Origin of the sequence: Coraliomargarita sinensis (genome assembly GCF_003185655.1) — a bacterium.
Lineage (GTDB): Bacteria > Verrucomicrobiota > Verrucomicrobiia > Opitutales > Coraliomargaritaceae > Coraliomargarita_B > Coraliomargarita_B sinensis.
The window spans coordinates 56,804-81,891 of the sequence record NZ_QHJQ01000003.1; the positions used below are offsets into that span (position 1 = coordinate 56,804).

Consider the following 25,088-nt stretch of genomic DNA (forward strand, 5'->3'; position numbering starts at 1 on the left):
GTCCACTTACAGCCTACGCTTGCTTATGCTCCCGCATGAATGCCTTGATTGCCTCCGGTGTGGGCTCAACAAAATGTTTCACCACTTCTTTCGCCTTGAGTGCTTCCAATGAGGGGTGCGTGGAATCCACGGAGAGCGCCTCGGCGATCGTATCGGGAAATTTTGCCGGATGCGCGGTGGCCAGAATCAAATTCGGCCCCTCCGGAAGATCGGTAAACCCACAGGCAGTGTGCGGATCCACGACGTAGCTGTATTTCCGGTAAACTTCGCTGATGATAGAAGCGATCCCCGCATCATCGGTGCGGGAGCTGCTGAAAGTTCCCGGATCAAAGTTTTCAAAGGTATACTGCCCGGACGACTTGAACGTCTGCATGATTGCACGCACTTTATCCGGATCGCAGCCTTCGGCATAATAAATGAAGCGCTCAAAATTTGAAGCGACCTGTATATCCATGGATGGCGCCACGCTGGGGGCGACATCGCCCAAAGCATACGTTCCGGTTTGGAAGAGACGATGCAGGATATCATTCTGATTCGTTGCGACACGGAAGCCTTTAATCGGGACGCCCATACGTTGGAGAAGCCAACCGGCCAGAACATTACCAAAATTACCCGTGGGCACGACGAAGGTCGTCTGCTCACGAAGTGCAGCGGGCAATCTGTAAAATGAATACAGGTAGTAGACGCACTGTGCTAAAATACGGGCCAGATTAATTGAGTTCACCGCGGACAAACCGATTTCATCGGCAAATTCGCGGTCTTCGAAGACGGTCTTCATGGCCGCCTGGGCATCGTCGAAGCTACCCTTGATTGCGAGCGGGAAGACATTATCCGCCCCAGTGCAGGTCATCTGACGCTCCTGCAGTGGAGAGATGCGGCCATCCGGATAAAGAATAAAAGTCCTGACGCCTTTCTTCCCCAGCAATCCATGGATCGCCGCCGCTCCAGTATCGCCGGATGTGGCGCCCAAAACGGAAATCGGCTTCCCGGTCCGGGCGATCTGCGCCTCGTAAAAGTTCCCCAGTAGTTGGAGCGCAAAGTCCTTAAAGGCCAAGGTCGGACCGTGAAACAACTCCAGCACGTATAAAGAATCGGAGAGCTTCCTTACCGGAGCGATCTCGGCATGATCGAAATTCTGGTAAGAACGTTCAATCATCGCACTAAGCTCGGCGCGATCCAGATCCGTGGCAAAAAGAGAAAAGAAGGCGTCACAGAGCTGAGGATAGCTCAGGTCTGCCCAGTCCGCCAGCTTCGGCTTTAAGTCGGGCAGTGTCTCCGGCAGATACAACCCCCCGTCCGGAGCCAGGCCATGGGCAACCGCCGTGGAAAAATCGACCGGCGGAACCTGCCCCCGCGTGCTGATGTATTGCATGGGCTAGCCCCCCAGGCCGAAGGCCTTGTGGACCACGCGGGTTGCTTCTTCCGCATCCTTAGGCTCAACACCCACGGAAATCTTAATCTCCGATGTGCTCACAAGCTGGATGTTAATCTTGGCGTCGGCGAGTGCATCGAAGAGCGTCGCCGCCACACCGGAGTGAGAGCGCATCCCCACACCGACCACCGATACCTTGGCGATCTCGTAGGCTTCAAAGACACGTCCACTGAATTCGTCATCCGGGAAGGATTCCTTAAGCGCTTTTTCCGCGCGGTAGATATCTTCGCGTGGGACGGTAAAGGTCATACGCGCCTTACCGTCGACGCCGGGCCCCTGCACGATGGTGTCGACGCTGATTCCGGCATCGGCCAACGCATTGAAGAGCATGGCGGCAGTGCCGGGGCGGTCGGGCAAATCGCTGACCACAATACGTGCCTGATTCTTGTCGAGTGCGACGCCGCTAACAACGACATCTTCCATGGAGGCAGCTTCTTCTTTCACTATTGTTCCCGGGTTATTATTAAAACTAGAACGAACTTCAAAAACGACGTTAAATTTTTGGGCGAATTCCACCGCACGGTTTTGCATGACCTTTGTCCCGGAGCTCGCGAGCTCGAGCATTTCTTCATAGGAAATCTCATCGAGTTTCTTGGCATTGGAGACGACACGCGGGTCAGCGGTGTAGACCCCGTCTACGTCCGTGCAAATCTGGCAGAGATCGGCGTTGAGCGCGGCGGCAATCGCAATGGCGCTCAAATCAGAACCACCACGTCCAAAAGTTGTAATCTGACCGTCCTCGGAGTGTCCCTGGAAACCAGCGAGGATCACTACCTTGCCGGCATCGAGCTGATCCCTGATATCGCCACCCGAAATACTGGTAATACGCGCCCGGGTATGGACGTTGTCGGTTAAGATTCCCGCCTGCGGCCCGGTGCGGGAAACGGCCGGAACGCCGAGCGCGTGTAAGGCCATTGCCGTCAGGGCAATCGTCTCCTGCTCCCCAACCGACACCAGCATATCCATCTCGCGGTCGTCCGGCTGCGGATTGAGTGCCTTGGCACGTGAAATCAAGTCGTTGGTCACTCCGGAACGGGCAGAGACGACCACGACCACCTGGTCACCCGCATCATGCGCTTCCTTAACTCGTAAGGCCACGCTTTTGATGCGGTCAACATCTGCGACGGAAGTGCCGCCATATTTTTGAACTATTAGGGACATAGGAAAAATGGAATCGCGCTAGCGAACACCAGAATATCAAAGTTTCAAGGAAAGAGTTGCGAAAGCTCCAACGATGAGAACCTGAAGCAAACTGATACATGGTGTTGACGTGAGCGTATTAGAGCGGTTTAACCAAGCATCATGGACGATTCGACGGGCTCGCAAAATAAACCGAAATACAAACGTATTGTTTTAAAGCTAAGCGGAGAGGTGCTTCGCAATACCGAAGATGGGGAGCCCATCGACGCTCGCACTTTGAAAGCAATCTGCGAGGAAGTTAAAAAAGTTTACGATATTGGTGTGCAGGTTGGTCTGGTTATCGGGGGCGGTAACATTTTCCGCGGCCTGAGCGGTTCGGAGATGAAAGGCGTGGACCGCACAACCGGCGACTATATGGGCATGCTTGCCACGGTGATCAACGGCCTGGCTCTGATGGACTGCCTGGAGAAACTGGGCGTCACCGTACGCCTGCAAAGTGCCATCCCCATGGATAAGCTGGCTGAGCCCTTCATCGTGCGCCGCGCCACTCGCCACCTCGAACGGGGCCGGGTGGTGATCTTTGCCGGCGGTACCGGCAACCCCTACTTCTCGACGGATACCACGGCGGCACTTCGTGCCAGCGAGATCGGTGCCGACATGTTGATGAAAGCCACCAAGGTCGACGGCATTTACAATAAAGATCCCGCCAAATACGACGATGCCGTCAGATACGACCATGTGCCCTACATCGACGCTCTCCGTGAACGCCTGCAGGTCATGGACTCGACTGCATTCTCGCTTTGCATGGAAAACAACCTGCCCATACTGGTTTTCAGTATGAAAGAACCCGGCGCAATCTACCGCGCGGTCATGGGCGCCCCCATCGGCACACTGGTCGATTAATCCCCCTTCGCCCTTTCCTTCCCACCTTCTCACCTTTTACCTTCCCACCTTATTATGGAACCTAAAGAAATCTTAAAATCCCTTAACGAAGACCTGAAAAAGGCTGTCGAACACACCCTGCGTGAATTCAGCAGCCTTCATACCGGAAAAGCGACCCCCGCCATGCTTGATGGCGTGAAAGTGCATGCCTATGGCAGCACGGTTTCGATGAAAGAAGTGGCCGCCGTCACGACACCGGACGCACGCACCATTATGGTCCAACCCTGGGACAAAAGCGTCATCCAGGACATCGAAAAAGCTATTCAGGAAGCCAACCTCGGCCTCAACCCGGTGGTGGATGGTGCTATTTTACGGGTTCCCGTCCCCGAACTGACCGGCGAACGACGCCAGGAGCTGGCGAAGACCGCCGGCTCCATGGCCGAAGAAGGCCGCGTACGTGTGCGCCAGGGGCGTCGCGATGCGCTCGATCTACTGAAGTCCGCCAAAAACGACGGCCTGCCCGAGGATGACTTCAAGCGCGCCGAGAAGGACGTGCAAAAAGCACACGACGATGCCATTGCAGAGATCAATGAGCACCTCTCCAGTAAGGAAGAGGAACTAAAGAAAGTATAATCTGCGGCAGTTTTACAGTTTCCAGTTAACCGGTTTCCCCGTTTAACTGAAATCTGAAAACTAAAACTGGAGAAATACACTAAGTGTCTGCTCTTTCACAGGCGAAGCGCATCGTTATCAAGCTCGGGACCGGGGTATTGACCTCCGGTATTGGAGAGCTGGATACCGCGCGGATCGAGACCCTGTGCCAACAGGTCAACATGCTACGTGAGCAGGGTATCGAAGTCATTCTGGTCAGCTCCGGCGCCGTCGGCCTTGGCATGGGCAAGCTCGGTCTGAATAAAAGGCCCAGGGACATGGCCAATCTTCAAGCCTGTGCTTCGGTGGGACAGAGTATTCTGATCAATACCTGGCAAAAAGGTTTTGATCCTCACGGGATAACTGTCGCCCAGATATTGCTCACCCGTGAGGACCTGCGTGCGAAGCATCGGCACAACGCCGTCTTCAACACAGTGGAACGACTGCTGGCCCACGGCACGGTGCCGATCGTCAATGAAAACGACACGGTAAGTGCTGTTGAGATAAAGTTCGGCGATAACGATACCCTCTCCGCTTTGGTGGCAAGCGTGGTGAATGCGGACTTACTCTTCATCCTTTCCAACATCCCCGGCCTGATTGATATGCAGGGAAGTGGCGAAGTCGTGGAGCGTATCGAGAAGATTACGCCCGAGATTGAAGCCATGGCGCAGGGCACGAACACCGAAACGTCTGTCGGGGGGATGATCAGTAAGCTTTCGGCTGCCAAGATTGCTCATCGTGCCGGCTGCGGAGTGATCATCGGCAGTGGCAAGGAAAATAAACTTTTCGAGCAACTACTGGAGGGGAAATCCGCTGGCACCTACTTCGTGCCCAGCACTCAACCGGTAAAGTCACACAAACGCTGGATCGCCATCCAGGACCATACTTTCGGTAACGTCCACATCGACGCGGGTGCGACGGAAGCAATCGTCAAACGGGGCAAAAGCCTGCTGGCTGCCGGAATCGTCAAAGTTGAGGGCGACTTTCACGCCGGCGATGTCGTGCGGATATGCGCGCCCGACGGATTGCCCATTGCCCAAGGCATCATCCATACGGATGCGGCTGAAGTCAGTGAATACTCCGACCCAGCACCGGTCATTCACCGGGACCATCTGGTGCTACTCTGAAACGACCACTTCCTGCAGTTCATCGAACAGAAAGTCGCACTCGTAAATCAGGAGTTTTGCGCACCCGGGAACGCCTTCCGAGCGAAGCGACAAGACCGGTCGCGAAGCGAACCGGACCATCTCCTGATCTGCGAGAATTCAGGCAAGAGCCGCTCACCAACTCACCCGCAGGCCATCATAAGCGAGGTGAATGTTCTCCGGTAGGTCATTATCCGTGGCTTCGTGGTCGACCATATAGGTCATGTGCGTGAGGAAAGATAACGGAGCTCCCATCTCGAGTGCAGTATCCTTGGCCTCATCAATCGTCATATGCGATGGATGCACCTTGGGCCGGAGACCGTCGAGTACCACAACATCCGAACCTTCGGCGATCAACCGGGCCTCCTCCCCGACTTCCTTGCAGTCCGTGTAATAGGTCAATTTCTTGCCCGTTTCCACCTCGGTAAACACCAACCCGAGCACCTGAACCGAGCCGTGCGGTAGATAGACCGATTCGACAGTACCCCCGGGAAGTTCGAGACATTCCGGCATCAACTCGGTTTTGAATGCAGGATATCCTTTGGCCACCGGCTTCTCCATCATGGCGTAGGGGTAGATCGCCTTGATCCGCTCGATCCCCTCCTCACTGCTGTAGACGGGAAGCGCCACCCCGCCCTTCAAATCGCAAAACCGGCGCAGGTCATCCATCCCCAGAACATGATCGGCGTGCCCGTGAGTCAGAATGAAGGTATCGATCTGCTCGATTCCGTTTCGAATACATTGCATTCGAAATTCCGGGGCAGCGTCGACCTGTATGTGGTGCCCGCCCATCTCGACATGAATGGATGTTCGGGTCCGCCAGTTCTTCGGGTTTTCCATATCACAACCGGAATCGGGCTGCGCGATCATGGGAACGCCCTGAGATGTGCCTGTACCTAGAAATATGACTTCCATTGCCGCTCAGATTGCGGGCACTCACATGACTGGCAATACCGTATCCAAGAGATACCGTTCACCAACAGCCCTACTCCATCAAATCCCCCCACACCATTCGATGGTCGCTGCCATTCAACGAACCGGGCAAATCGACAATCGTCCCCTTCCCGTTCCGGATGAGCGGGAACATTTTCGGCGATGCCACGAATCCATCCACGAGCGAATACTGCCCCCGTCTTTCGAAGTAGTAGGTCCAGACTTCACCGCGACTGTCCGCCGCCGGAACCAGACGACCGATCTCGAGATCGCCCCGGTGGTAAAAACGCCGCAGCGTGGAACTGGCGGGGTGATCGTTGAAGTCGCCAGCCACCAGGAAGCGGTCCACCCCGAGATCGAAGGTCCGCTCAATGATCCGGTTCCGGCAGGCCCCGGCTTCGCGGGTCCGGCGCATCTGCGATTCGGGGTCCTTCTTGTTGTTGGTGTACTTGCTCTTCAAGTGAACCACAAACAGCTTGAAGACCCCACCGTCCCCCAGTTCAAAACTCACTTCCAGCATACCGCGTTTCACCCGTTCGCGCCCTTCGAAGTATTTGAAATCAAGGTCCGTATGCTTCACGACCTCGACGGGTGGGTGCTTTGAAAGGACAGCGAGATGGCGGACGGGGTCCGGACCGTCCAAGTGCATGCTGTACCGGTAGTTTAAGCCCTCGCTGGCGAGGTCTGTCCTCAACTCTTCAAGAAAACCGGGCGCCCCCACTTCCTGAAGCGCCAGAACATCCGGGGCGCTTCGGAGAATCACCTCTCGGACCGCCGTTTTTTCACTTTCCGGCTTGGGATAGTCGGGGCGCCAGCGGTCGGCCACCCGTCGATCCATCACCAGATAATTATCCAGATTGTAAGTCGCTACCCTGAACCCGGCCGAGAGATCCGCGGCCCACAGGCAAGCCGCGAATCCTGCAACAACAAGGTATCGGACGACGGTGCGCACGGACTGGAGCTGCTAGCTACGACTCCCGGAGCGCCTCTTCCCGCTCCACCAGCGTCGGGTGCGAATAGTGAAAGTTACTGTAAAGCGGATGCGGGGTTAAGTTGCTGAGGTTTTCCTTGTGCAGTTTCCGCAACGCCTGAGAGAGAGGCTCACAGCTCCCCATCGCCTCGCGGGCAAACGCATCCGCCTCGTACTCATGCTTGCGGGACCATCGACTGCTCAGCGGCGAGAGCCAGAAGGTCACCAGGCCACTCAGCATCATGAAGAGTAACAGGACCGGGACGAGCTGATCGTGGGTCGACGGGTCGAAATAAAACGCGTCGGTAAACCAGGCGGCCCCTTCCAACCAGCCGAGCACCGCGAACATGGCCAGAGAGCTGAGCGCCGAAAGCACGATCATTTTGGGGATGTGCCCGAGCTTGTAATGACCGATCTCATGGGCCAGCACCGCCTCCAGTTGCTCGGGGTTCATTTGCTCGATCAATGTATCAAAGAGAACAATCCGGCGGAAACGACCGAAGCCGGCAAAAAAAGCGTTCGAATGTCCGGAACGTTTACTGCCATCCATGACCAGGATGGTTTGAGCCTTAAACCCGGTGCGGTCGGCCAGGGCAAAAAGTCGTGTCTTCAAATCACCCTCCTCCATCGGCTCCATTTTGTTGAACAGGGGCATAATGAACATGGGGTAAGCCACAACCATAACGAGTTGGAAGGCAAAGAAGACCAGAAAGCCCCAGAGCCACCACAGCGGACCGGCCGCACCCACAAGAAAAATCAGGAGCGCCAGAAGCGGGTAGCCGATCACGAACCCGACGAGCAGCCCCTTGATCTTATCGACGAACCAAAGCTGCTTGGTGCTCTTGTTAAAGCCGAAGCGCTCTTCCAATTTGAACGTGTGCCACCAGTCGAAAGGTAATCCCGGCAGACTCAGCACGATACCCGTCAAAAAAAGCACCAGTGCTTGCCCCCAGAGACCGTAGCCGAACCATTCACTGAATAAGCTGTAGATGCCGGCCAGCAGGCCGCTCAGGAGAACGACCGCCAGAATAATGGCATCGTAGATGTCATTAATGATGCCAAAACGGGTCTTGGCCTCCGTGTAATCGACCGACTTTTGATATTCGGGGAGATCGATAAAGTCCTTAAAGGGCTCGGGCACCTCGTCGGCATGTGCTTTCACATGCCGGAGGTTCAGGCAATCAAGCACGATCCCCGCAACCAGTTTCAGGATCAGCAGCAGGACGAATGCGATCAGAACTGTGTTCATCAAAAAACTCAGTTCAGACAATTATCCGTCTTTCGAGTCGCTGTCGCGCTCCTTGGCCACATTGACCTTCAAGGCGCGGCCGCCGACTTCCTGACCATTCAATTGGCGAATCGCCTCTTCGCCTTCGGCTTCGCTGGACATGGTGACGAAACCAAAGCCACGCGGGCGTCCTCCACCGGGGCGTGTCACGATAATCGCGTCTTCCACTGTGCCGGTCTCGGAGAAAATTTCGCGGAGATCGTCACCTGTGGCATCGAAAGATAAGTTACCTACATAAAGTCGTACTGACATAAGTTGAATGGATAATGGCTGATAAATAATGGCGAATGAAGGAAAATCAAGGAAGTGGCTGACCTCTCCCGCTGACAACCTTAATTTTCTTTTACGATTTGCTAATTGTCCGGACCAACACTTTGGTCCTCCCATTCGAACCAAATTCCAGTGAGTAAGAAGAAAAAAGTTAAAAATAGCACGATCCGTCGCGTTTCCGCCTATCTGTTCCGCTACAAGGGGCTCTTCTGGCTGACCATCGGTTTAGCCGCGAGCATGGCAGCAATGGAAATCGCGGTGCCTATCGCCATCCAGCGCATTTTTGACGGGCTGAAGGAAACCAATGCCCTTGAAGGTCTACTTTATGGCGTTGGGCTTATCACACTACTTTATCTGGGCAGTGAAATCTTCAACAGCCTGCGTATACGAGTTAACAATACCCTCGAACAGCGTGTCCTTTTGGAAATGCGCCGCGACTTGCACAGCAAACTGTTGCGTCTGCCGGTTTCCTTTTATGATCAACGCAAGAGCGGCGAAATCTCCTCGCGAGTGATCGAAGACGTCGCCGCTGTCGAGCGCGCGCTTCTGGACGGGACGGAACAGGGTACCGGAGCTATCCTTCGTATTGTCGGTATTACCACCGTTCTGTTCTATATGCAGCCCTTCCTCGCTTGGTTTGTCTTTTTGCCCGTGCCCATCCTTCTGATTGTGGGCATCTTTTATTCGAAGCGCTCGCGTAAAATCTGGAAGGGAGTGCGAGAAAGTGCAGGCGATCTCAATAGCCTACTGGTGGAAGATATTCAGGGGAACCGCCTTATCCAGACCTTCGGCCTGCAAGACCGGGAATCCGCCCGGTTTGAAGAACGGGCGGAGGATCTACGTTCGAAAACCCTGCACGCGATGTACCGGTGGTCGATCTACAGCCCCGCCACCTCTCTGGTAACCAAACTGGGATTCCTCAGCATAGTCGGCGTGGGCGGTTACCTCGTGCTACAAAATACGGCAGATTTTACCATGGGTAAGCTGATCGCCTTTTTTATTCTGGCCAACATGCTCTACCAGCCCATTTCCCAACTACACGGGCTGAACCACCTGATCGCCGCCGGTCGCGCCTCCGGTGAGCGCGTCTTCGAGATATTGGATGCGGAAATCGCGGTCGACGAACCCGCCCAGCCGGAACCGCTCCCTTCCGGCCCCATCGAAGTCGCATTTGAGAAGGTTCGCTTCGAATATCCCGGCCGCCCGGCGGTTCTGGACAATTTCGAGCTCACTTTGGAGGCCAACAAAGTCACGGCTCTCGTCGGTCACACCGGTGCGGGCAAATCAACCGTGGCGAATTTGGCCATGCGCACACACGATGTCAGTGAAGGCACGGTCAAACTCTCCGGCGTGGATATCCGTAAACTCAGCCTGGGCGAGCTCCACGACAAAGTCGGCCATGTGGCACAGGATCCCTTCCTCTTCGAAGGCACCGTGCGCGACAACATGACTCTTGCCAAGGCCGATGCCAGTGAAGCGGAAGTGCTCCATGCACTGGAGAAGGCCTGTGCCCTCGACTTTGTCGAAGCGCTCCCCGATGGACTCGACACCAATATCGGCGAAAAAGGCATCCGGCTCAGCCAGGGGGAGAAGCAACGACTGACCATCGCCCGTGTTCTCCTCAAGAATCCGCCGCTTGTCATTCTGGACGAAGCCACCGCCAGCGTGGACACGATTACCGAGCGCAAGATTCAGGAGGCCCTGGAACACCTGATGGAAGAAAGAACGGTGCTCATTATTGCCCACCGCCTCTCCACGGTGCACCGTGCCGATAAAATTGTGGTGATGGAAGGTGGTCAGATCATCGAATCCGGGGACCATAATAAACTTCTTGAACAAAAAGGGCATTACGCCGATTTATGGCGCCATCAAAGTGATCTCATCCCAGAATATGCCTAAAAGAAGCCTCTAAGCCAACGCTTTACACCTTGACGGTATTTTTCGCGGAGGCTTTATTTTTCTTTCCAGCGGGTGCGGGCTTAGCCAGTATTTAGAATACTGCTTGCACAATGGCCGATAATCCGTTTCTAGCAGCCAAAGATACATGACAGCATCAGAGACCAGTGACTCCAGCAACACCCTGCACAAGGAACTTGTTGTACAAAATAAAATGGGCATCCATGCGCGCCCTGCCGCTATGATTGTGCGCGTGGCCAACACCTATTCCGGAGAAGTCTGGGTCGAAAAGGATGACGAGCAAGTCAACGGCAAGAGCATTATGGGCCTCATGATGCTGGCTGCCGGAAAAGGCTCGAAACTCAGGGTCAAAGCAGAAGGCCCCGCCGATGAAGGCATGAAAATGCTGGAGGAAATGGCCGCCCTATTCGAGCGGCGCTTTGAGGAAGCTTGAATTGCGCTGAAGGCGTAGTTCGTACCAATTAACCACTAGCCAGTTTTCTGATTTCTGAGCACCGGTGCTCAATTATTGCTTCAAGTGTTGTAAAATGGGGCCCTCTGGCCTCTGCCCAATGTAGCCGAGCCAGTCCTCTGGTTCCGTCGCTAATGGTTCTGACGCAGTACACTGCGAAATATTAAAAAAGCTTCAGAAGCTTAACACTGAAAACAGGATCACCGGAAACTGGAAAACAACGCTTTTTGTTCTAAAAGCAAAAAAAAGCGCCGCTCCCTCTCGGGAACGACGCTCAACAAACAACAAACTCTGAAACTACTGAATAAATGAGATTTGTATAGATAGACGCATCAGGGACGTCTGCGTTCAAAAAATCAGAAGTTTTTTTAAGTTTTTTTGCCCGAAATCAGATCCAGTTACATAAGTCCTTAAAGTTCAGTGTATTTATCACTACGCCCCCGCGCCTTCTCGACCGGATATTTTTCCGCATTTCGCTCCATTTTTGCTGAAATCGCAGCCGAGAGGTCAATTCCCGTCATATTGGCAAACTGAATGGCAAAAATCAGGACATCGGCAATCTCCTCCTCGACCTTTGCCCGCAGTGTATCGTCCAGCAAATCGGCGCGAGACTGTTCTGGTGTCTGCCAGAGAAAGTGCTCCATGAGCTCAGCCGCCTCGGCAGCGATCGCCATGGAGAGGTTCTTGGGCGAGTGGAACTGCTCCCAATCCCGCTCCTTAGCAAAGGACAGCACTTTATCTTTAAAGTCTTGCAGGTTGGCAGCCTGATCATTCATAGAAAACTGCTATATTTGGTAAGCTTGATTAGAACAAGGTCAAAGCTGGGGGGCAAGTCGACCCAAGCGACACCGGCGCGTTCAAACGACTCTCTGGCTCAAGAGCCAAACGCTAAGCCGTTGCGCCGCGAACAAAGCTGGCCTTGGTCATCCTCTGGCGGTGGTCATTCTTGCCCTGAGCCGCTTTGTTTACCCATCTGGCGACCTGCCGGGCGGTTGCCCGATGATCCCAATAAACGTGGGCGATGGGCGGATGGCACCACTTAAAGGCTGGATTGTAATCGGTGCAAATGAGGGCGATCTCGCCCGATTCCTCTTTTTTCACCCAGCCGAGGTAGTTTTGCAGGGTGAGAAAAAGCATCCAGTCGCCCACGAGGAAGGCGGTCGGCGGCGTGGCCCGGAAGAGTTGGTCCAGGCAGTCGTGAAACCCCTCGGGACTTTCCTCCCAATCCGGCAGATTATAGGCTCCGGTTTTAATTCCACTGGCTTCGAGCTGTTCAAGATAGATTTGCTCGACCGTACCGATTTTCGGCTTGCGCCGCTCTGCACGTACAAGAAAAACGATGCGGCGATGGCCCTGGGCGACCAAATGTTGGACCGCATCCCTGATGGCCTGTATCTTGTCCGGCCCGGTTCCGGCAATCGGCACGTTCTTCATCCGGCCAAAAAGCGCTAGAGCCGGATACGGTGACTGAGCAAACCATTCAAGCACCGGCTTCGACCCCGCCTGAATGATCCATAATTCCGCTGGATGGGACTCCACCATCCGGGCGACACGTCTGGGATCGTGGTTCAACTCAACCAGGCTCTTTGGCGCGAAACTGAGCGAGTGCCCGGATGCGAGAAGTTGGTGCCGCAACTCGGTAATGGATCGGTTGAGCGCATCCTCACGTTCGTAAAGGATGACAGACACACGAGCAGCACGCCCTTCAGGCGTTTTCGCTAAAGTGATTTTTCTTGGTTTACCCGCGCCCTGGGACATGACGAGCCCCTCATGCTCGAGCAATTTGAGAGCTTCCTCCGCCGTCGTGCGATGCACCCCGAACTCGGAGGCGATTGCTATGATGCCCGGCATCGTACTCTGCCAGCGGCCACTGGTAATTTCGTCACGCAAGTACAAAGCCACCTGCTCGGGGGCGGATAAAAGTTTGAAGGGCTTACGGGACATCTCGACTGGAGTACTATTTCAAGTAGGTAATTAAGCTACGATCAGAAAATGACTTAAACTTTTGTCGTCAACGGGCTCTGGCAGTAATTTCCCATGCCCTGGGTCGGAAGTATTGTAAACATTTACGCCGTAACGGCCCATAATACCAGTTTCAAAAAGGTTTGTCCTCGTATCGACCTTGCGAGACCCACTTTGAGTTCAGGTATCCAACTTGCACGTAGTGTGACTGCACTCGGACCCAATACCACCAGAAAAGGTAAGTTATAAGCGGTATGGTCCATCCTCATAGACATGCGGTCGCATGTGTCGCAGAAGCACTGCACATGCATGATTTGCTGCTCAGCACGGAGCAGAAACGACAAAGATCATACTCTTCAACGCGGTCTAATTTTGCTTGATCAAGGCAATCGCTTCCTCGGCAAACCGCTTGCCGAGCGCCTTATAACCGGAGCCACGATAATGGAGTCCGCCACCCCCCACTCCGGGTTTGCCGCCGTTGAATTCATCGGTATCAACCCAGGCGCCTCTGGGATCGGACTCGGCGATTTCGACCTGAATCTCACGGATTTTTGTCCGGTGTGGGTACCTGGCATTGTCCATGTCGAAATCACTGATTCGTCCGAGGACGAAATTGATTTCCGAAATGGATGCCAAAGGCAGAACCTTGTTTGTCCTGGAAAACAAAATTAAATAACGAACTTTGTAGCGAGAAAGTGTGTAGACTCACTCCCCAAAAAAACCAGGACAGCAATGTGAGCGCACTTTCTCAGGGACGGATACTGGATCGTTTCCGAATCAATTAGTGGGTGAAACCAAAGATTTTCTCGAGACTGTCCCCCAGCCCGCCGGGCCGGCTTCGGGAATGCCAGCAGCGGGCATATGACTCACGTAGCGCCTCTGGCGCGACCTCCGATTCCTTGAGGCAGCGAGACACCGCGAAAAGGTTCAAGCGGAGGACGAGCTCGAGTTCCTCGACGAGCTGAGCCGCATCACGAGCGTCAAGCTCCGTGCTGGTTAAGCTTTCAAGCCAAGTCTCGCAGTCGCGCTTGAAACGGCGAAGAGCGGACGCCTCCGGCTGCAACTTCAACCGATCACGCTCCGCGCTTGTCATTAAATTTGCATCGGCGAGAAAGCTCTTGTTGACCAAGTGAACGCCGAGCCGCTCATCCACTTTTCCCGATTCGAGGAGTGTTTCAACAAAGGCCCCGTCCTGATCGCCTAAGATATGTCTCAGGTTCTTCTCCAGGCTTTCTTCTCCGATCTGACCATTCCAGCTCTGCAGGCCGGCCCAAACCAGGCCCGGCAAGCTGACCGGCCAAGTTTGCGGGTGGCCGTTATCGCCCCAGTGGGTCATCAAGAGTCCGGCCGCGCCGTACTTTTTACCTATCCGGGCCGCTGATTGAACATTGGTCAGCATCGTGGGTAACCGCCCGGTATAACTGGTCCACGTGGAGTCACCGGGGGCGACATAGAAGTTATGCCCGAGTTCCGCGAGGACGGTACATTGTTGCTCAAAGGGATGGCCCACTTCATAACCCCAGATAACCGGGCAAACCGATTCGGGCAGTCGCTCGATGAATGAAGGTTCCTCCAGCAAAACGTCCGACCAGCACATGGGCTCGCTGCCATGCTCAGTCGCAAGTTCACAAACCCGGCCGAGAAAGTCCGCGTAGACCTTATGCTTCCCTTGGGCTTTTACGGCATCGGCACTTGCCCCCCACCCCAATTCCCAGGGTTCGTCGCCGCCAATATTGAATTTGCGACTGCTGAAGTTTGGCAGTAGCTCGCGATAGAGCCCGTCCAAAAATTCGAGACTTTGCGCATCCGGCTTAATCACACTCCCCTGCGGCCGCCACGCCCCGGAGATGGGGTGCCGGAAACCTTCGGGGCACTCCGCCAAATGCCTGTAAGCATCATGCGCCAGCCAACGCTCCATGTGTCCAAATGAATTCTGGTTCGGAACCAGCTCGATGTGACGATCCCGACAGTACTGATCCAGTTCACGGATTTCCGAAGCGGTCATGGGCGAGGCATGGGCCCACACCGTCTTATGCTCCTTATAGGCAAAGGTGTGCTCGGTGTAGAGCTGTAGCTGATTGTAGCGCAGCCTGACCAGTTGATCGACCAGATGAAAAAGGTGCTCCATTGTCGGCACCCGGTCGCGGGAGATATCGAGCATGTAGCCGCGGTTCTTGAAATCCGGCCAGTCCTCGATGCGGCAGCAGGGCAGCTCCCCGTCGGGATGTTGTTCCTTTAATTCGCCGAGAAGCTGGCGCCCGTAGAATAATCCCATTTTGTCGGATGCTTCCAAATGGATCACATCCGTTTGGACTCTCAGGCGATAGCCTTGCGCCGGTATATCCGAATTGCCAACGAGTTCACGCTCATGAGCGCCCCACACACAATTCCCTTCTAATCGCTCAAATGTTCGCGGGGGGAAGAGAAAGTCCATTACACTATCAAACAGCCGGCGCCAGTATCAGCACCGCGATGGAAAAATAAATCAGGAGTCCGAGCACGTCCATGACTGAGGTGATTAGAGGACTACTGGCGACCGCCGGGTCGATCTTGACCCGCTGGAGGAGAAAAGGCAGCAGTGCACCGAAGGAATTCGCCACCAGTACAATGGAAACCATGCTCAACCCGATAATGAGCGCGATACTTCCGTCACGTCCGTAGAGCGCCCCGACAAAATAAGCGATGACCCCCATCGCCAGTCCCAACAAAACACCAACCGAGATCTCTTTGATCAATGCCTTGAGCCAGTCGTTGGAATTCAAATCGCCCGTGGCCATGGCACGTACCATCAGTGTGGCCGACTGCGCGCCGCTGTTCCCCCCACTGGCAATGACCAGAGGCATGAAGAGCGCCAGTGTAATGAACTCGAGCAGATAGTCCTCGTAGCTCGAAATCACGGCCGCCGAGATGAGGTTGACGAAAATCAAAACCAGCAACCAGACGATACGTTTTCGGAAAAGCTCAAACGAACCGGTCGAGCTGTAACGGGATTCAAGGGGCGCCACGGCGGCACCGAGTTGGATATCCTCGGTCGCCTCTTCTTCAGCCACGTCCATAATGTCGTCGACGGTGACAATGCCGATAATCACTCCGTCGGAATCCACCACGGGTAACGCGTTGATATCATAACGCTTGATCATCTCGACCGCCACCTCGCGGTCTTCATAGGCGGATATGCTGATGAAGTTATAATTCAGCATATCCTTAATCACGGTCGAGGGATCTGCCATGATGAGACGCCTCACTCGCAATATATCGATGAGCAGTCCATTCTGGTCCGTCACGTAGAGGATGTTGAAAATCTCACTGTCACGACCGTATTTTCGAATGTGAGAGATTGCCTGATCACAGGTCCACTCGGCTCGGATACGGATATAGTCCGGGGTCATCAACCGACCGACACTTTCTTCAGGATAGCCCAGCAATTGACGCGCTTCCGCCAAATCTTCAGGCGTGAGCAGTTGCATGAGCCGGCGCTGCACGGTCGCCGGCAGTTCTTCCAGCATCGCGGTCCGGTCGTCCGGGCTGAGATTGGCCAAAAGGTGCCGGGTATCCGCGTCCGTCAAAGCCTCAAGGATCTCATCCTGTTGCTCCTGTTCCAGATAGGCGAAGACATCGGCCGCCCGGGAGCGTGGCAGTGCCCGATAGACCAGAATCTGGTGCGGCTTATCCATTTGCAGTATTAGCTCCGCCACCTCCGGGTTGATCAGGTTATCCAGCTCAGAGGCCAGCGCCTTCAGCTGTCCCGACTCAATCAGCTGACGGATTCTGGCATTATCCTCTGTGGTTTGTTCGGCCATGATGTAGCAGTTATAAGAGTCGCCGCATGGAGTAAAGCGGTAAGCACAACCGGATGCCCTAATTTTTCGGGATTTCGTTGCGCTCGTCGGCGATGATATTTGATATCAAAACGTGTCTGCTTTCATGCATACTATAAAACAAATGGTTGTTAATATATTCATCCTTTTGGTGGCCGCTTTTTCTGTGATCTACACAGGACTATTTATTTATGCAATTTACGCATCGGACTCGATGATCTTCCCCATCCCCGCGTCATCCTACACCGACGAAAGCGACATTTTGAAACTGAAGACCGCCGACGGAGAGAGCATATCAGCTTATTTCCTGGAAGCCCCCGGATCAAAAGACGTCCTCTTCTACAGTCATGGCAATGGCGAGGACATCGGGGATATCCGCACGTTACTCCAGGAGTTCAAAAAGAAAGGCATCTCCGCACTGGCTTATGATTATCCCGGCTATGGCACCAGCAGCGGGGAGCCAAGCGAACAAGGCGTCTATGCCGCAGCCGAGGCTGCCTTTCGCTACCTCACCGACAAGCGAGGCTATTCACCCGAATCAATCACACTTTACGGCCGCTCGCTTGGCAGCGGCCCTTCCTGTTGGCTGGCGGAGCGTTACCGAGTTGCCGGCCTTATTCTCGACGGCGCATTCAGTTCCACCTTTCGAGTCATCACGAACATCAAACTCCTCCCCTTTGATAAATTCGACAATCTGGCCATTCTGCCCGAACTGGACTGTCCGGTACTGCTGATTCACGGAACCGACGACAACGTGGTTCCATTTGCTCATGCCCTCAGAAATGAAAATGCTCTGAATAAGCCCCCCGAAACCCTGTGGGTGGAAGGAGCGGACCACAACAACCACATTGAACTGGCTGGAGATCATTACTGGAATGTCGTCCAAAACTTCATTCGGAAGTAAAATCCATTATGAAAGCTATCAGAACACTCATCATTATTCACCCGGGCTTCGAAGAGATGGAAGCCATTGCACCGATTGATCTATTAAAACGGGCCGATATTGAGGTCTGTCTGGCCGGCACGTCGGAAGAGGCACTTGTTTCCGGCCGGGGCGGCATCACGATCCAAACGACGCAGCCGTTTGCGGAGGTGGAGGAGAACGAAGTTTATGATGCTGTTGTTGTTCCCGGCGGCCCCGGAATCAAAGCACTTCGCAATCAGCCCGAAATTTGCGAGTTCCTCAAGAAGCACTTTGAAAATGAAAAGATTGTCGCCTGCATTTGCGCCGCCCCCCTCTTGCTGCTCGATGCCGGATTACTGCCCCGACGCTACACAGCCCATCACACCACGCTTTCCGAACTTCCGTCCCCCGAAAGCAATGACTGCGTATGGGACGGCAACATTCTAACTTCACGTGGCGCGGGCACCGCAACACAGTTCGGGCTCGCTCTGATTGAGAAACTGCGCGACAAAGCGACTCGAACGGAGGTGGCAAAATCAATCTGCTGGCCGGAATAGGCACCCATGGAGCAAGACACTCAATTACTACCGCGCGACAAACTACTGCGGGATACCTTTACTCCGGCGGAGACGTCGCTGTTCGGTCTGGTGCTCGTCACGGCAAACGTCGCTTTCTGGTTGGCAGAGCCGCGCTCATACTGGCTTCTCGGTTTCTTTCTGATTGCAGCTGCATTGACTCCGGTAATCTTGAAAACACACGAGCATACGCATCCCTTTTTCGTTACTTTGCTCTGGCCGAAATTCTGGCTCTGCACCGCTCCGGTCTGGCTGTTACTCCTTCAGTTTTCACTGGGCTTGCTACAGGATCCTTTGAAAACAATCACCGTTGGTGACGCCGAGTTCATTCAATTTGAAATGCCTGGCCATGTTTGGCTCCCGATAAGCACCACGGCAGAAACAGCCTGGCCTACCGTCTTCGGTTTTTCCGCGATCTACATCGTCGCAATCGGACTTTTCCTGGTGCCAAAGTCACGGGCGTTCTTTGAAAGGCTAATGCCCTACCTATGCCTCAGTGCCGTGCTGGCAGGCTTGGTTGGCTACATCCAGGAGGCCATGAATGCGTCTAAGCCCTTCCTGACCAAAGGAACCGGCATGGAAGACTTTTTCGGTTATTTCCCCTATGACGGACACTGGGCCGCCTTTGCTGCAATATGGACCTGCGCCTGTATCAGCATGGCTCTTCTGACCACACGTTACGACGACAGCCCGCCTTTCATTGAATCGTCCGGACCCTGGTATTTGACCGGAGGCACTTTGCTCGGCGTGAGCGCTTTTCTCATAGAGTCCAAGTGGCCTGCAGTCATCCTGCTTCTCACCTATGCGGTCATGATGATGTTTTTTGGGATCAATTTTTTCTCGATACGCAGGGATCCGCATCGAAAAGTAATTTCACTCTTCAGCAGCCTTGTTTCGTTCGGCATATTTGCCGCCGCTTTCACCAGGATGTTCCAGGGCAATGGCGAATCCCTGGTCAGTGAAAGCTTGAAGCAAGGGGCATGGGAAATGTTTCGTGACCGTCCGATATTCGGTTGGGGCATGGATAGCTATGCGCACTTACTCCCCTATTACGGAAGCGATCTGCTGGTGAATGAAAATTACGAACGAGCGGGAAATGATGTGCTTCAGCTTCTGGCTGAAATCGGAATCATCGGATTCGTTTTTCCCATCATACTGGTGGTATGCCTGATCGGACGTTACCTGAAAGGTCGCCACAATATACAACTTACGAACCACTTTCTGACCGGACTTGCCGCGGTCATCGTATTGGCCTTTTTCGACAGTCCGTTCATGTCGCCCGCGGTCTTCTACAGCTTTGTCACCTTACTTTTCATTGCACTAAGATGGGCTGACATCAGTCGGAACCGGGCGGACGAAGTCGATGCGTCCCGACCGCAACTGGTTACCCCGCACAGTTTACGAAGGGTGCCGTTTCACCCTGTTCAGGAGAACGACAAACTCAGATAATCATGAAGAAGGAACATTTTGACTACATCGTAATCGGCGGCGGCAGCGGCGGATATGCCGCTGCCCGCACCGCCAGAGAGGTCTTTGACCGTGTCGCCATCGTTGACGGAGCTCAGGAGCTTGGCGGACTCTGCATCCTGAAAGGCTGCATGCCTTCGAAAACCTTAATTTACTCGACCGAAGTGCTTCATCTTGCCCAACAAGGCAGGAAATTCGGCCTGAACATCCCGGAGGCAAAGGCTGACATGCCGGTTCTGCATGAACGAAAGATCGCCACGATCGACGAGTTCGCCGAATACCGGCAGGAACAGCTCGAGAGTGACCGCTTCAGCCTCTACAAGAGTCAGGCGAAGTTCGTCGACCCCAGAACCATCTCGCTTGCGGACGGAACCGAGCTGACCGCCGACTATTTCATGATAGCTACCGGTTCAGTCGTATCCTGCCCACCGGTGCAGGGCCTCAGCGAGGTCCCTTACTGGACGAGTGATGACGTCCTCGATCTTAACTTTCTTCCCGAGAAAGTAATCGTACTCGGGGGCGGTGTCGTCGCGTGCGAATTGGCCCAGTTTCTACGCCGCGCCGGTTCCGAGGTCATCCAGATCCAGCGCAGCCCACATATTCTGAAGGAATCTTCCCCGGACGCAGCATCCGTCATCGAAGAGCAGTTCCGTAAAGAAGGCATCGAGCTCTATACCGACACACAGATCGATAACGTTGCCTACGAGGAGGGCGTCTTCTGGGTAAAGTTCAAGAACAAGGGCTCTCCCACCTCGGCTGAAGCCCCTTACTTGCTCAATGCGCTCGGCCGAAAGCCGGCAATCGAAGGGCTGAATCTGGAAGCTGCCAATGTCGAGGTGATGAAAAGCGGTCACATCAGTTGCAACCCGAACCAACAGACCACCAACGAGAGAATCTATGCCTGCGGCGATGTCGCCGGCCCCCACGAGATTGTTCATGTCGCGATCCTGCAGGGTGAGCTTGCCGCACGTCATGCCACCGGCCGGGCGGCCGAACCCGTCAACTATGATACCTTGCTTGGTGTTACCTTTACCGACCCTCAGATCGGTCAGGTCGGACTCAGCGAAGCTCAGCTTAAAGAGCGGGGCATCGACTACATCAGCGCCGACTTCCCCTTTGACGACCACGGCAAATCCATCCTGATGGAAGCCAAGACCGGCTACGTCAAAGTGATGGCCGAGCGATCCAGCGGACAAATCCTCGGCGCGGAGTGTGTCGGCAAGGATGGCGGCGAACTGGTTCACGCCATGGCGGTTGCCATCACTTTAAAAGCCACTGCCGCCGACCTGCTCAAAGTGCATTGGTACCACCCCACTCTTTCCGAAATTTGGACCTATCCACTGGAAGATATTGTCGACGAAATGAACCAAACGTAAAATGACGTCTTCGTCCTTAAATAACCGATCCATTGTCATTATCGGGGGTACTACCGGGCTGGGCCTTTCCGCGGCCAAGGCCTTTCTCCGCGAAGGGGCGAGCGTTATCGCCGTCGGCCGCAACCCGGAAAGCGTGGCCCATGCCAACGAAGCATTCGAAGCCATCTCCCCCGATCAGGGCAAGGCGCTAGCCGGGGATGCCATTCACCCTCAAACGGCAAAAGCCGCCATTCAGACCTGCCTGGACAATTTCGACAGTTTTCACGGGCTCTATCATGTCGCCGGTGGCAGCGGTCGACGTTTCGGCGACGGCCCCCTGCACGAGATCACCGAAGAAGGGATCGATAAAACGCTGAACCTGAATCTGAAGTCACTCATTCTCAGCAACAGGGCGGCCGTGCAGGCTTTCCTGAAGCGAGACACCGCCGGGACAGTTCTCAATATGGGTTCCGTCCTCGGCTACTCCCCGTCGCCACGTTACTTTTCCACTCATGTTTACGCGGCAGCGAAGGCTGCCATCATCGGCTTCACCAAATCCACTGCCGCTTATTATGCGGACAAAAACATCCGCCTGAATGTGATTGCTCCGGCTTTGGTTGAAACACCCATGGCTCAACGGGCCGCTCAGGACGAAACGATTCAGGCTTTTGTCAAGTCGAAGCAACCCTTGGACGGAGGCCGTATCGGTTCTCCCGAAGACCTTGACGGCTTGGCGACCTATCTGCTCTCAGAAGAAAGCCGCTTCGTCACGGGACAAGTGATCGCGGTTGACGGGGGATGGACTGTTTCCGAAGGGCAATACTAATCATTCCCTCATGGCGACGAGTTACAGCAGTCTTATAAAACCAATCCAAGAGGCGATCCCTAAACTCGGGGCATTCAATGTCATGCTCGGCTTCGATGGGACAGTCGATGTCATCTGCAAACCCGTTGAATCCCGCGAGCACAGCGGCGAAGAGTTTACCGCTTTTGGCAAGATGCGTGATTTCGGAAATCGCGTGGTCGAAGCCGACGGTAAAAGCGCCATGATCGAGATAGTCAAACAGCGGGAAAAGATCGGTGGAAACGGGCCTATCATGGCCCGCGCACTCGCCCAGTCCAACGTCGCTGTCGATTATATTGGGCCGCTCGGTCAGCCAACCCTCCATCCGGTTTACGAGGAATTTGCCCGTCGAATCAAGGTCCACAGCATCGCGCAACCCGCGGTCACTCATGCGCTGGAATTTCCCAACGGGAAGCTCATGCTCGCTTCAATATCCAGCTATGAAGACGTGACTGCGGACAGGCTGGACGCACAGATCGGCAAGGAGACGATGGCGGCGCTGATTGAAAAGTCTCAACTTTGTTGCCTGCTCAACTGGACCTGCCTCCCGGGTATGAATTCCATCCTCCGCTGGCATCTGGAAACACTTTTGCCGACGCTCGGGAAAAGCAATGAACGAACTTTCTTCTTCGACCTGACAGACCCCTCAATGCGCTCCGGCGAGGACCTTCTCGAAGTGCTCGATCTCATCGGTCAATTCGAGACCTTCGGCCGGGTCACCCTCGGTATGAATTTAAACGAGGCGCAGCTCGTCTCCCGCGCACTCGGCCTACCCGAATCGGGGCCTGAAAAGAAATCACTGCAACAAGCACAGGTCGCGATCCGCGAAAAGCTCGGTATTCATACTGCGATGGCTCACCACACGGACTTTGCCGCATGCAGCACTCCGGAAGGCAGTTGGGCTGTCGATGGACCACACACCGAGTTCCCCGTCATCACTACCGGCGCAGGCGATCACTTGAATGCCGGCTTTTGCTTGGCACAGTTACTCAAGTTCAGTCCTGAAGATTCTCTCAAACTCAGCGTGCTCTTTTCCGGTTATTATGTCAGAACCGCACTATCCCCGAATCTGGAAGACATTCTAGAATTCATTCCGGATCTTGAGTCCTCTTCTACAAAGTAAACGTCAATTCATCGCCAGGAACAACAAATGAAACCAGCCGAACAATACTTAACAAAATCCCGGGAGATTCTCGACAAGGTCGCTGCTCAACAATCGAGGATCGAACAGGTTGCCGATCAATTCGCCAAAACGATTCTGGCCGGAAAGATGGTGCATGTATTTGGCTCCGGACACAGCCGTATGATGACTGAAGAGATGTGGCCTCGTTACGGCTCCTTTCCCGGATTCAATCCGATCGTCGAACTCTCACTTTCCTTTCACAATCTGGTCATCGGTGCGAATGGCCAGCGACAGGCCATGTTTCTGGAAAACGTGTCCGGTCTCGCCGACCGCATCCTGCGGAATTACGACCTGACCGAAGAAGACTCCGCGCTCGTGATTTCATCGAGCGGCTGCAATGTCGTCCCGATCGAGATGGCGGAAGTCTTTCAGAAGCGCGGGGTCAAAGTTGTCGGTCTCATCAGCAGGGACCACTCGGAACCCAGCAGCAGCAAGCGAGAGGACGGGAAGAAGCTGCAGGACTTTTCGGATATCGTTCTGGATACAGGAGCACCTCTGGGCGACGCCATGGTAAATATCGAAGGACTCGATACTCCCGTAGCCCCCGGTTCGACCGTAGGCGGCTGCCTGATCATCAACTCAATTAAAGCGGAAGTTGCACAACGACTGACCGATGCCGGACACCCCCCAAAAGTCCTTAGCTCCGCGGCCATCGTCGGCTCCGAGCGTGCCGTCGAATTGTTCGAAAGTGCCTACGACGAGCATGCCCATCGAATCGCCAAATATTACGAACAAGTGGGTAAGGCCTAGTCTTCCCGGCCTGATCTAAATAACCCAAAAAAACTCCAGAGTCATTGAACACATTATGAAAGGATAAGCGTGAGCGAAAAGAAGACATGGAAAATCGTCGGCATCGAGTTCTCCCACATGCACATGGGGGATCTGCTTCGATATGTGGACCAGCATCCGAACGCCGAGATCGTCGGTATCTGTGATCCGCAAGCGGAACGCATGCAGGAAGCAACGGAGAATTTCCAGCTCTCCGACGCGCAGGTCTTTACCGACTACAAGCAATGCATGGAGGCGACGAAACCGGACATGGTAATCCTCTGCCCACCCACGGCGGAGCACGCCGACTGGGTCGAGCGCATTGCCCCCTACGATATCCATATTTTTGTGGAAAAACCTTTTGCCGGCTCGCTGAGGGACGCCGATCGCATGATTGAAGCACAAAAAAGCTCCGGTAAAGAACTCATCATTAATTGGCCCCTGCGCTGGGTGGAAAGTCACTTGACTGCGCATCGCCTGATTCGGGAAGGGCTGATCGGTGAAGTCACGGAGGTTCACTACTACGATGGCAACCGTGGCCCGCTCTACCACGGCGCGGATAAGATTGAGAAGGAACCTTCGGCCGAAGCAAAAAAAGACAGTTGGTGGTACAAGAAGGAGGCCGACGGCGGATCGCTGCGCGATTACCTCGGTTACGGTGTGACACTCGGCACCTGGTTCAACGGGGGCAAAAAGCCCGATGAGGTCACCGCCATCACGACCGGAGCCGCCGGACTGGAAGTGGATGAGCACAGCGTGACGGTGGCACGCTACGGCGAGCACCTGTCCAAATTCGAAACACGCTGGGGCACCTTCACCGACCCCTGGACGCACCAACCACAACCTAAGTGCGGTTTCGTTATTCGTGGTACGGAAGGCACCATCAGCAGCTACGATTACGAGAAAACCATCTTCATTCAAACCCGAGCCAATCCCGGCGGCTATAAGCACTCGGTCGACGGCTTCCCCGAAGGTGAAAGCAACGGTATCGAGTACAGCCTTAAGCGCATCGAAGCGGGTTTGTCCGTCGAAGGACCGCTCCATCCTGAACTGGCTCGAATCGGGCAGGAGATTGTCGACAGCGCAATTCGCAGTTGCGAAGAGGGGCGAACCGTAAAACTGAAGGACTAAGA

24 protein-coding genes are annotated in these 25,088 nt (G+C 54.5%); 13 read left to right on the forward strand and 11 right to left on the reverse strand.

The features are described 5' to 3' along the window. Positions 1-13: 13 nt before the first annotated feature. Together thrC and DDZ13_RS04980 are read right to left on the reverse strand one after the other, a co-directional pair. Positions 14-1,372, reverse strand: a complete 1,359-nt coding sequence (gene thrC / locus DDZ13_RS04975; protein WP_110130339.1) for a threonine synthase — start codon at positions 1,370-1,372, stop codon at positions 14-16. A gap of 3 nt (positions 1,373-1,375) precedes the next feature. Continuing rightward, positions 1,376-2,593 carry an aspartate kinase gene (locus tag DDZ13_RS04980; RefSeq protein ID WP_110130340.1) on the reverse strand — a complete coding sequence of 406 codons (1,218 nt, stop codon included), beginning with the start codon at positions 2,591-2,593 and terminating at the stop codon, positions 1,376-1,378. 141 nt (positions 2,594-2,734) lie between these two features. On the opposite strand from DDZ13_RS04980, the gene pyrH reads away from it, so the two are divergent. The 3 genes from pyrH (at position 2,735) to proB (ending at position 5,232) form a co-directional block, all read left to right on the forward strand. Beyond that, positions 2,735-3,475, forward strand: a complete 741-nt coding sequence (gene pyrH / locus DDZ13_RS04985) for a UMP kinase (protein WP_110130341.1) — start codon at positions 2,735-2,737, stop codon at positions 3,473-3,475. Positions 3,476-3,529: 54 nt separating this feature from the next. Then, the gene (frr, locus tag DDZ13_RS04990) at positions 3,530-4,087 is read left to right on the forward strand and encodes a ribosome recycling factor (protein ID WP_110130342.1); all 558 of its coding nucleotides are present in this window, start codon (positions 3,530-3,532) and stop codon (positions 4,085-4,087) included. A gap of 83 nt (positions 4,088-4,170) precedes the next feature. Then, positions 4,171-5,232, forward strand: a complete 1,062-nt coding sequence (gene proB, locus DDZ13_RS04995) for a glutamate 5-kinase (RefSeq protein WP_110130343.1) — start codon at positions 4,171-4,173, stop codon at positions 5,230-5,232. Positions 5,233-5,385: 153 nt separating this feature from the next. On the opposite strand, the gene DDZ13_RS05000 is transcribed toward proB, so the two are convergent. From DDZ13_RS05000 to DDZ13_RS05015, 4 genes are all read right to left on the reverse strand, one after another. Further along, positions 5,386-6,165 carry an MBL fold metallo-hydrolase gene (locus DDZ13_RS05000; RefSeq protein WP_110130344.1) on the reverse strand — a complete coding sequence of 260 codons (780 nt, stop codon included), beginning with the start codon at positions 6,163-6,165 and terminating at the stop codon, positions 5,386-5,388. 70 nt (positions 6,166-6,235) lie between these two features. Continuing rightward, positions 6,236-7,135 carry an endonuclease/exonuclease/phosphatase family protein gene (locus DDZ13_RS05005; RefSeq protein WP_146209242.1) on the reverse strand — a complete coding sequence of 300 codons (900 nt, stop codon included), beginning with the start codon at positions 7,133-7,135 and terminating at the stop codon, positions 6,236-6,238. Positions 7,136-7,151: 16 nt separating this feature from the next. After that, positions 7,152-8,402: a M48 family metallopeptidase gene (locus tag DDZ13_RS05010; RefSeq protein ID WP_110130346.1), complete on the reverse strand. Its 1,251-nt coding sequence runs from the start codon at positions 8,400-8,402 to the stop codon at positions 7,152-7,154. 21 nt (positions 8,403-8,423) lie between these two features. Then, on the reverse strand, positions 8,424-8,693 hold the full coding sequence (locus DDZ13_RS05015) for an RNA recognition motif domain-containing protein (RefSeq protein WP_110130347.1): 270 nt from the start codon (positions 8,691-8,693) through the stop codon (positions 8,424-8,426). 150 nt (positions 8,694-8,843) lie between these two features. Between DDZ13_RS05015 and DDZ13_RS05020 the strand changes: the two genes are divergently transcribed. Together DDZ13_RS05020 and DDZ13_RS05025 are read left to right on the forward strand one after the other, a co-directional pair. Further along, positions 8,844-10,610: an ABC transporter ATP-binding protein gene (locus tag DDZ13_RS05020; RefSeq protein ID WP_233246081.1), complete on the forward strand. Its 1,767-nt coding sequence runs from the start codon at positions 8,844-8,846 to the stop codon at positions 10,608-10,610. Between the two features lie 145 nt (positions 10,611-10,755). Then, positions 10,756-11,061 carry an HPr family phosphocarrier protein gene (locus tag DDZ13_RS05025; protein WP_110130348.1) on the forward strand — a complete coding sequence of 102 codons (306 nt, stop codon included), beginning with the start codon at positions 10,756-10,758 and terminating at the stop codon, positions 11,059-11,061. Positions 11,062-11,489: 428 nt separating this feature from the next. Here DDZ13_RS05025 and DDZ13_RS05030 read toward each other — a convergent pair whose 3' ends face one another. From DDZ13_RS05030 to mgtE, 5 genes are all read right to left on the reverse strand, one after another. Then, positions 11,490-11,855: a nucleotide pyrophosphohydrolase gene (locus DDZ13_RS05030; protein ID WP_110130349.1), complete on the reverse strand. Its 366-nt coding sequence runs from the start codon at positions 11,853-11,855 to the stop codon at positions 11,490-11,492. 112 nt (positions 11,856-11,967) lie between these two features. Beyond that, positions 11,968-13,023, reverse strand: a complete 1,056-nt coding sequence (locus tag DDZ13_RS05035) for a substrate-binding domain-containing protein (RefSeq protein ID WP_110130350.1) — start codon at positions 13,021-13,023, stop codon at positions 11,968-11,970. Between the two features lie 384 nt (positions 13,024-13,407). Continuing rightward, complete coding sequence (locus tag DDZ13_RS05040; RefSeq protein ID WP_110130351.1) at positions 13,408-13,707, reverse strand: hypothetical protein; 300 nt, start codon at positions 13,705-13,707, stop codon at positions 13,408-13,410. Between the two features lie 115 nt (positions 13,708-13,822). Continuing rightward, positions 13,823-15,475, reverse strand: a complete 1,653-nt coding sequence (locus DDZ13_RS05045) for a beta-N-acetylhexosaminidase (protein ID WP_110130352.1) — start codon at positions 15,473-15,475, stop codon at positions 13,823-13,825. 7 nt (positions 15,476-15,482) lie between these two features. After that, positions 15,483-16,841 (reverse strand): magnesium transporter, encoded by a 1,359-nt coding sequence (gene mgtE, locus DDZ13_RS05050; RefSeq protein WP_110130353.1) that lies wholly within the window; start codon positions 16,839-16,841, stop codon positions 15,483-15,485. A 142-nt stretch (positions 16,842-16,983) separates the two neighbouring features. Between mgtE and DDZ13_RS05055 the strand changes: the two genes are divergently transcribed. The 8 genes from DDZ13_RS05055 (at position 16,984) to DDZ13_RS05090 (ending at position 25,086) form a co-directional block, all read left to right on the forward strand. Next, the gene (locus DDZ13_RS05055; protein WP_233246082.1) at positions 16,984-17,763 is read left to right on the forward strand and encodes an alpha/beta hydrolase; all 780 of its coding nucleotides are present in this window, start codon (positions 16,984-16,986) and stop codon (positions 17,761-17,763) included. Positions 17,764-17,771: 8 nt separating this feature from the next. Continuing rightward, positions 17,772-18,320 carry a DJ-1 family glyoxalase III gene (locus tag DDZ13_RS05060; protein ID WP_110130355.1) on the forward strand — a complete coding sequence of 183 codons (549 nt, stop codon included), beginning with the start codon at positions 17,772-17,774 and terminating at the stop codon, positions 18,318-18,320. A 6-nt stretch (positions 18,321-18,326) separates the two neighbouring features. Continuing rightward, complete coding sequence (locus DDZ13_RS05065) at positions 18,327-19,787, forward strand: O-antigen ligase family protein (RefSeq protein WP_110130356.1); 1,461 nt, start codon at positions 18,327-18,329, stop codon at positions 19,785-19,787. Between the two features lie 2 nt (positions 19,788-19,789). Next, a complete protein-coding gene (locus DDZ13_RS05070; protein ID WP_110130357.1) occupies positions 19,790-21,181 on the forward strand; it encodes a dihydrolipoyl dehydrogenase family protein in 1,392 nt (463 codons plus the stop codon). A gap of 1 nt (position 21,182) precedes the next feature. Further along, positions 21,183-21,986 carry an SDR family NAD(P)-dependent oxidoreductase gene (locus tag DDZ13_RS05075; RefSeq protein WP_110130358.1) on the forward strand — a complete coding sequence of 268 codons (804 nt, stop codon included), beginning with the start codon at positions 21,183-21,185 and terminating at the stop codon, positions 21,984-21,986. Between the two features lie 10 nt (positions 21,987-21,996). Next, a complete protein-coding gene (locus DDZ13_RS05080) occupies positions 21,997-23,127 on the forward strand; it encodes a carbohydrate kinase family protein (protein ID WP_146209243.1) in 1,131 nt (376 codons plus the stop codon). Positions 23,128-23,154: 27 nt separating this feature from the next. Further along, positions 23,155-23,937: a sugar isomerase domain-containing protein gene (locus DDZ13_RS05085; RefSeq protein ID WP_110130360.1), complete on the forward strand. Its 783-nt coding sequence runs from the start codon at positions 23,155-23,157 to the stop codon at positions 23,935-23,937. Positions 23,938-24,006: 69 nt separating this feature from the next. Then, the gene (locus tag DDZ13_RS05090; RefSeq protein ID WP_199221051.1) at positions 24,007-25,086 is read left to right on the forward strand and encodes a Gfo/Idh/MocA family protein; all 1,080 of its coding nucleotides are present in this window, start codon (positions 24,007-24,009) and stop codon (positions 25,084-25,086) included. The last annotated feature ends 2 nt before the right edge of the window (positions 25,087-25,088 follow it).

What these genes read in the sequence shown, in the direction of transcription:
- DDZ13_RS05010 (WP_110130346.1), bottom strand. Translation starts at nt 8,402, where the DNA reads ATGAACACAGTTCTGATCGCATTCGTCCTGCTGCTGATCCTGAAACTG.
- DDZ13_RS05085 (WP_110130360.1), top strand. Translation starts at nt 23,155, where the DNA reads ATGAAACCAGCCGAACAATACTTAACAAAATCCCGGGAGATTCTCGAC.
- DDZ13_RS05070 (WP_110130357.1), top strand. Translation starts at nt 19,790, where the DNA reads ATGAAGAAGGAACATTTTGACTACATCGTAATCGGCGGCGGCAGCGGC.
- DDZ13_RS05035 (WP_110130350.1), bottom strand. Translation starts at nt 13,023, where the DNA reads ATGTCCCGTAAGCCCTTCAAACTTTTATCCGCCCCCGAGCAGGTGGCT.
- DDZ13_RS05015 (WP_110130347.1), bottom strand. Translation starts at nt 8,693, where the DNA reads ATGTCAGTACGACTTTATGTAGGTAACTTATCTTTCGATGCCACAGGT.
- DDZ13_RS05055 (WP_233246082.1), top strand. Translation starts at nt 16,984, where the DNA reads ATGGTTGTTAATATATTCATCCTTTTGGTGGCCGCTTTTTCTGTGATC.
- DDZ13_RS05045 (WP_110130352.1), bottom strand. Translation starts at nt 15,475, where the DNA reads ATGGACTTTCTCTTCCCCCCGCGAACATTTGAGCGATTAGAAGGGAAT.
- pyrH (WP_110130341.1), top strand. Translation starts at nt 2,735, where the DNA reads ATGGACGATTCGACGGGCTCGCAAAATAAACCGAAATACAAACGTATT.
- DDZ13_RS05080 (WP_146209243.1), top strand. Translation starts at nt 21,997, where the DNA reads ATGGCGACGAGTTACAGCAGTCTTATAAAACCAATCCAAGAGGCGATC.
- DDZ13_RS04980 (WP_110130340.1), bottom strand. Translation starts at nt 2,593, where the DNA reads ATGTCCCTAATAGTTCAAAAATATGGCGGCACTTCCGTCGCAGATGTT.
- mgtE (WP_110130353.1), bottom strand. Translation starts at nt 16,841, where the DNA reads ATGGCCGAACAAACCACAGAGGATAATGCCAGAATCCGTCAGCTGATT.
- frr (WP_110130342.1), top strand. Translation starts at nt 3,530, where the DNA reads ATGGAACCTAAAGAAATCTTAAAATCCCTTAACGAAGACCTGAAAAAG.
- DDZ13_RS05030 (WP_110130349.1), bottom strand. Translation starts at nt 11,855, where the DNA reads ATGAATGATCAGGCTGCCAACCTGCAAGACTTTAAAGATAAAGTGCTG.
- DDZ13_RS05065 (WP_110130356.1), top strand. Translation starts at nt 18,327, where the DNA reads ATGGAGCAAGACACTCAATTACTACCGCGCGACAAACTACTGCGGGAT.
- DDZ13_RS05060 (WP_110130355.1), top strand. Translation starts at nt 17,772, where the DNA reads ATGAAAGCTATCAGAACACTCATCATTATTCACCCGGGCTTCGAAGAG.
- DDZ13_RS05075 (WP_110130358.1), top strand. Translation starts at nt 21,183, where the DNA reads ATGACGTCTTCGTCCTTAAATAACCGATCCATTGTCATTATCGGGGGT.
- DDZ13_RS05000 (WP_110130344.1), bottom strand. Translation starts at nt 6,165, where the DNA reads ATGGAAGTCATATTTCTAGGTACAGGCACATCTCAGGGCGTTCCCATG.
- DDZ13_RS05025 (WP_110130348.1), top strand. Translation starts at nt 10,756, where the DNA reads ATGACAGCATCAGAGACCAGTGACTCCAGCAACACCCTGCACAAGGAA.
- thrC (WP_110130339.1), bottom strand. Translation starts at nt 1,372, where the DNA reads ATGCAATACATCAGCACGCGGGGGCAGGTTCCGCCGGTCGATTTTTCC.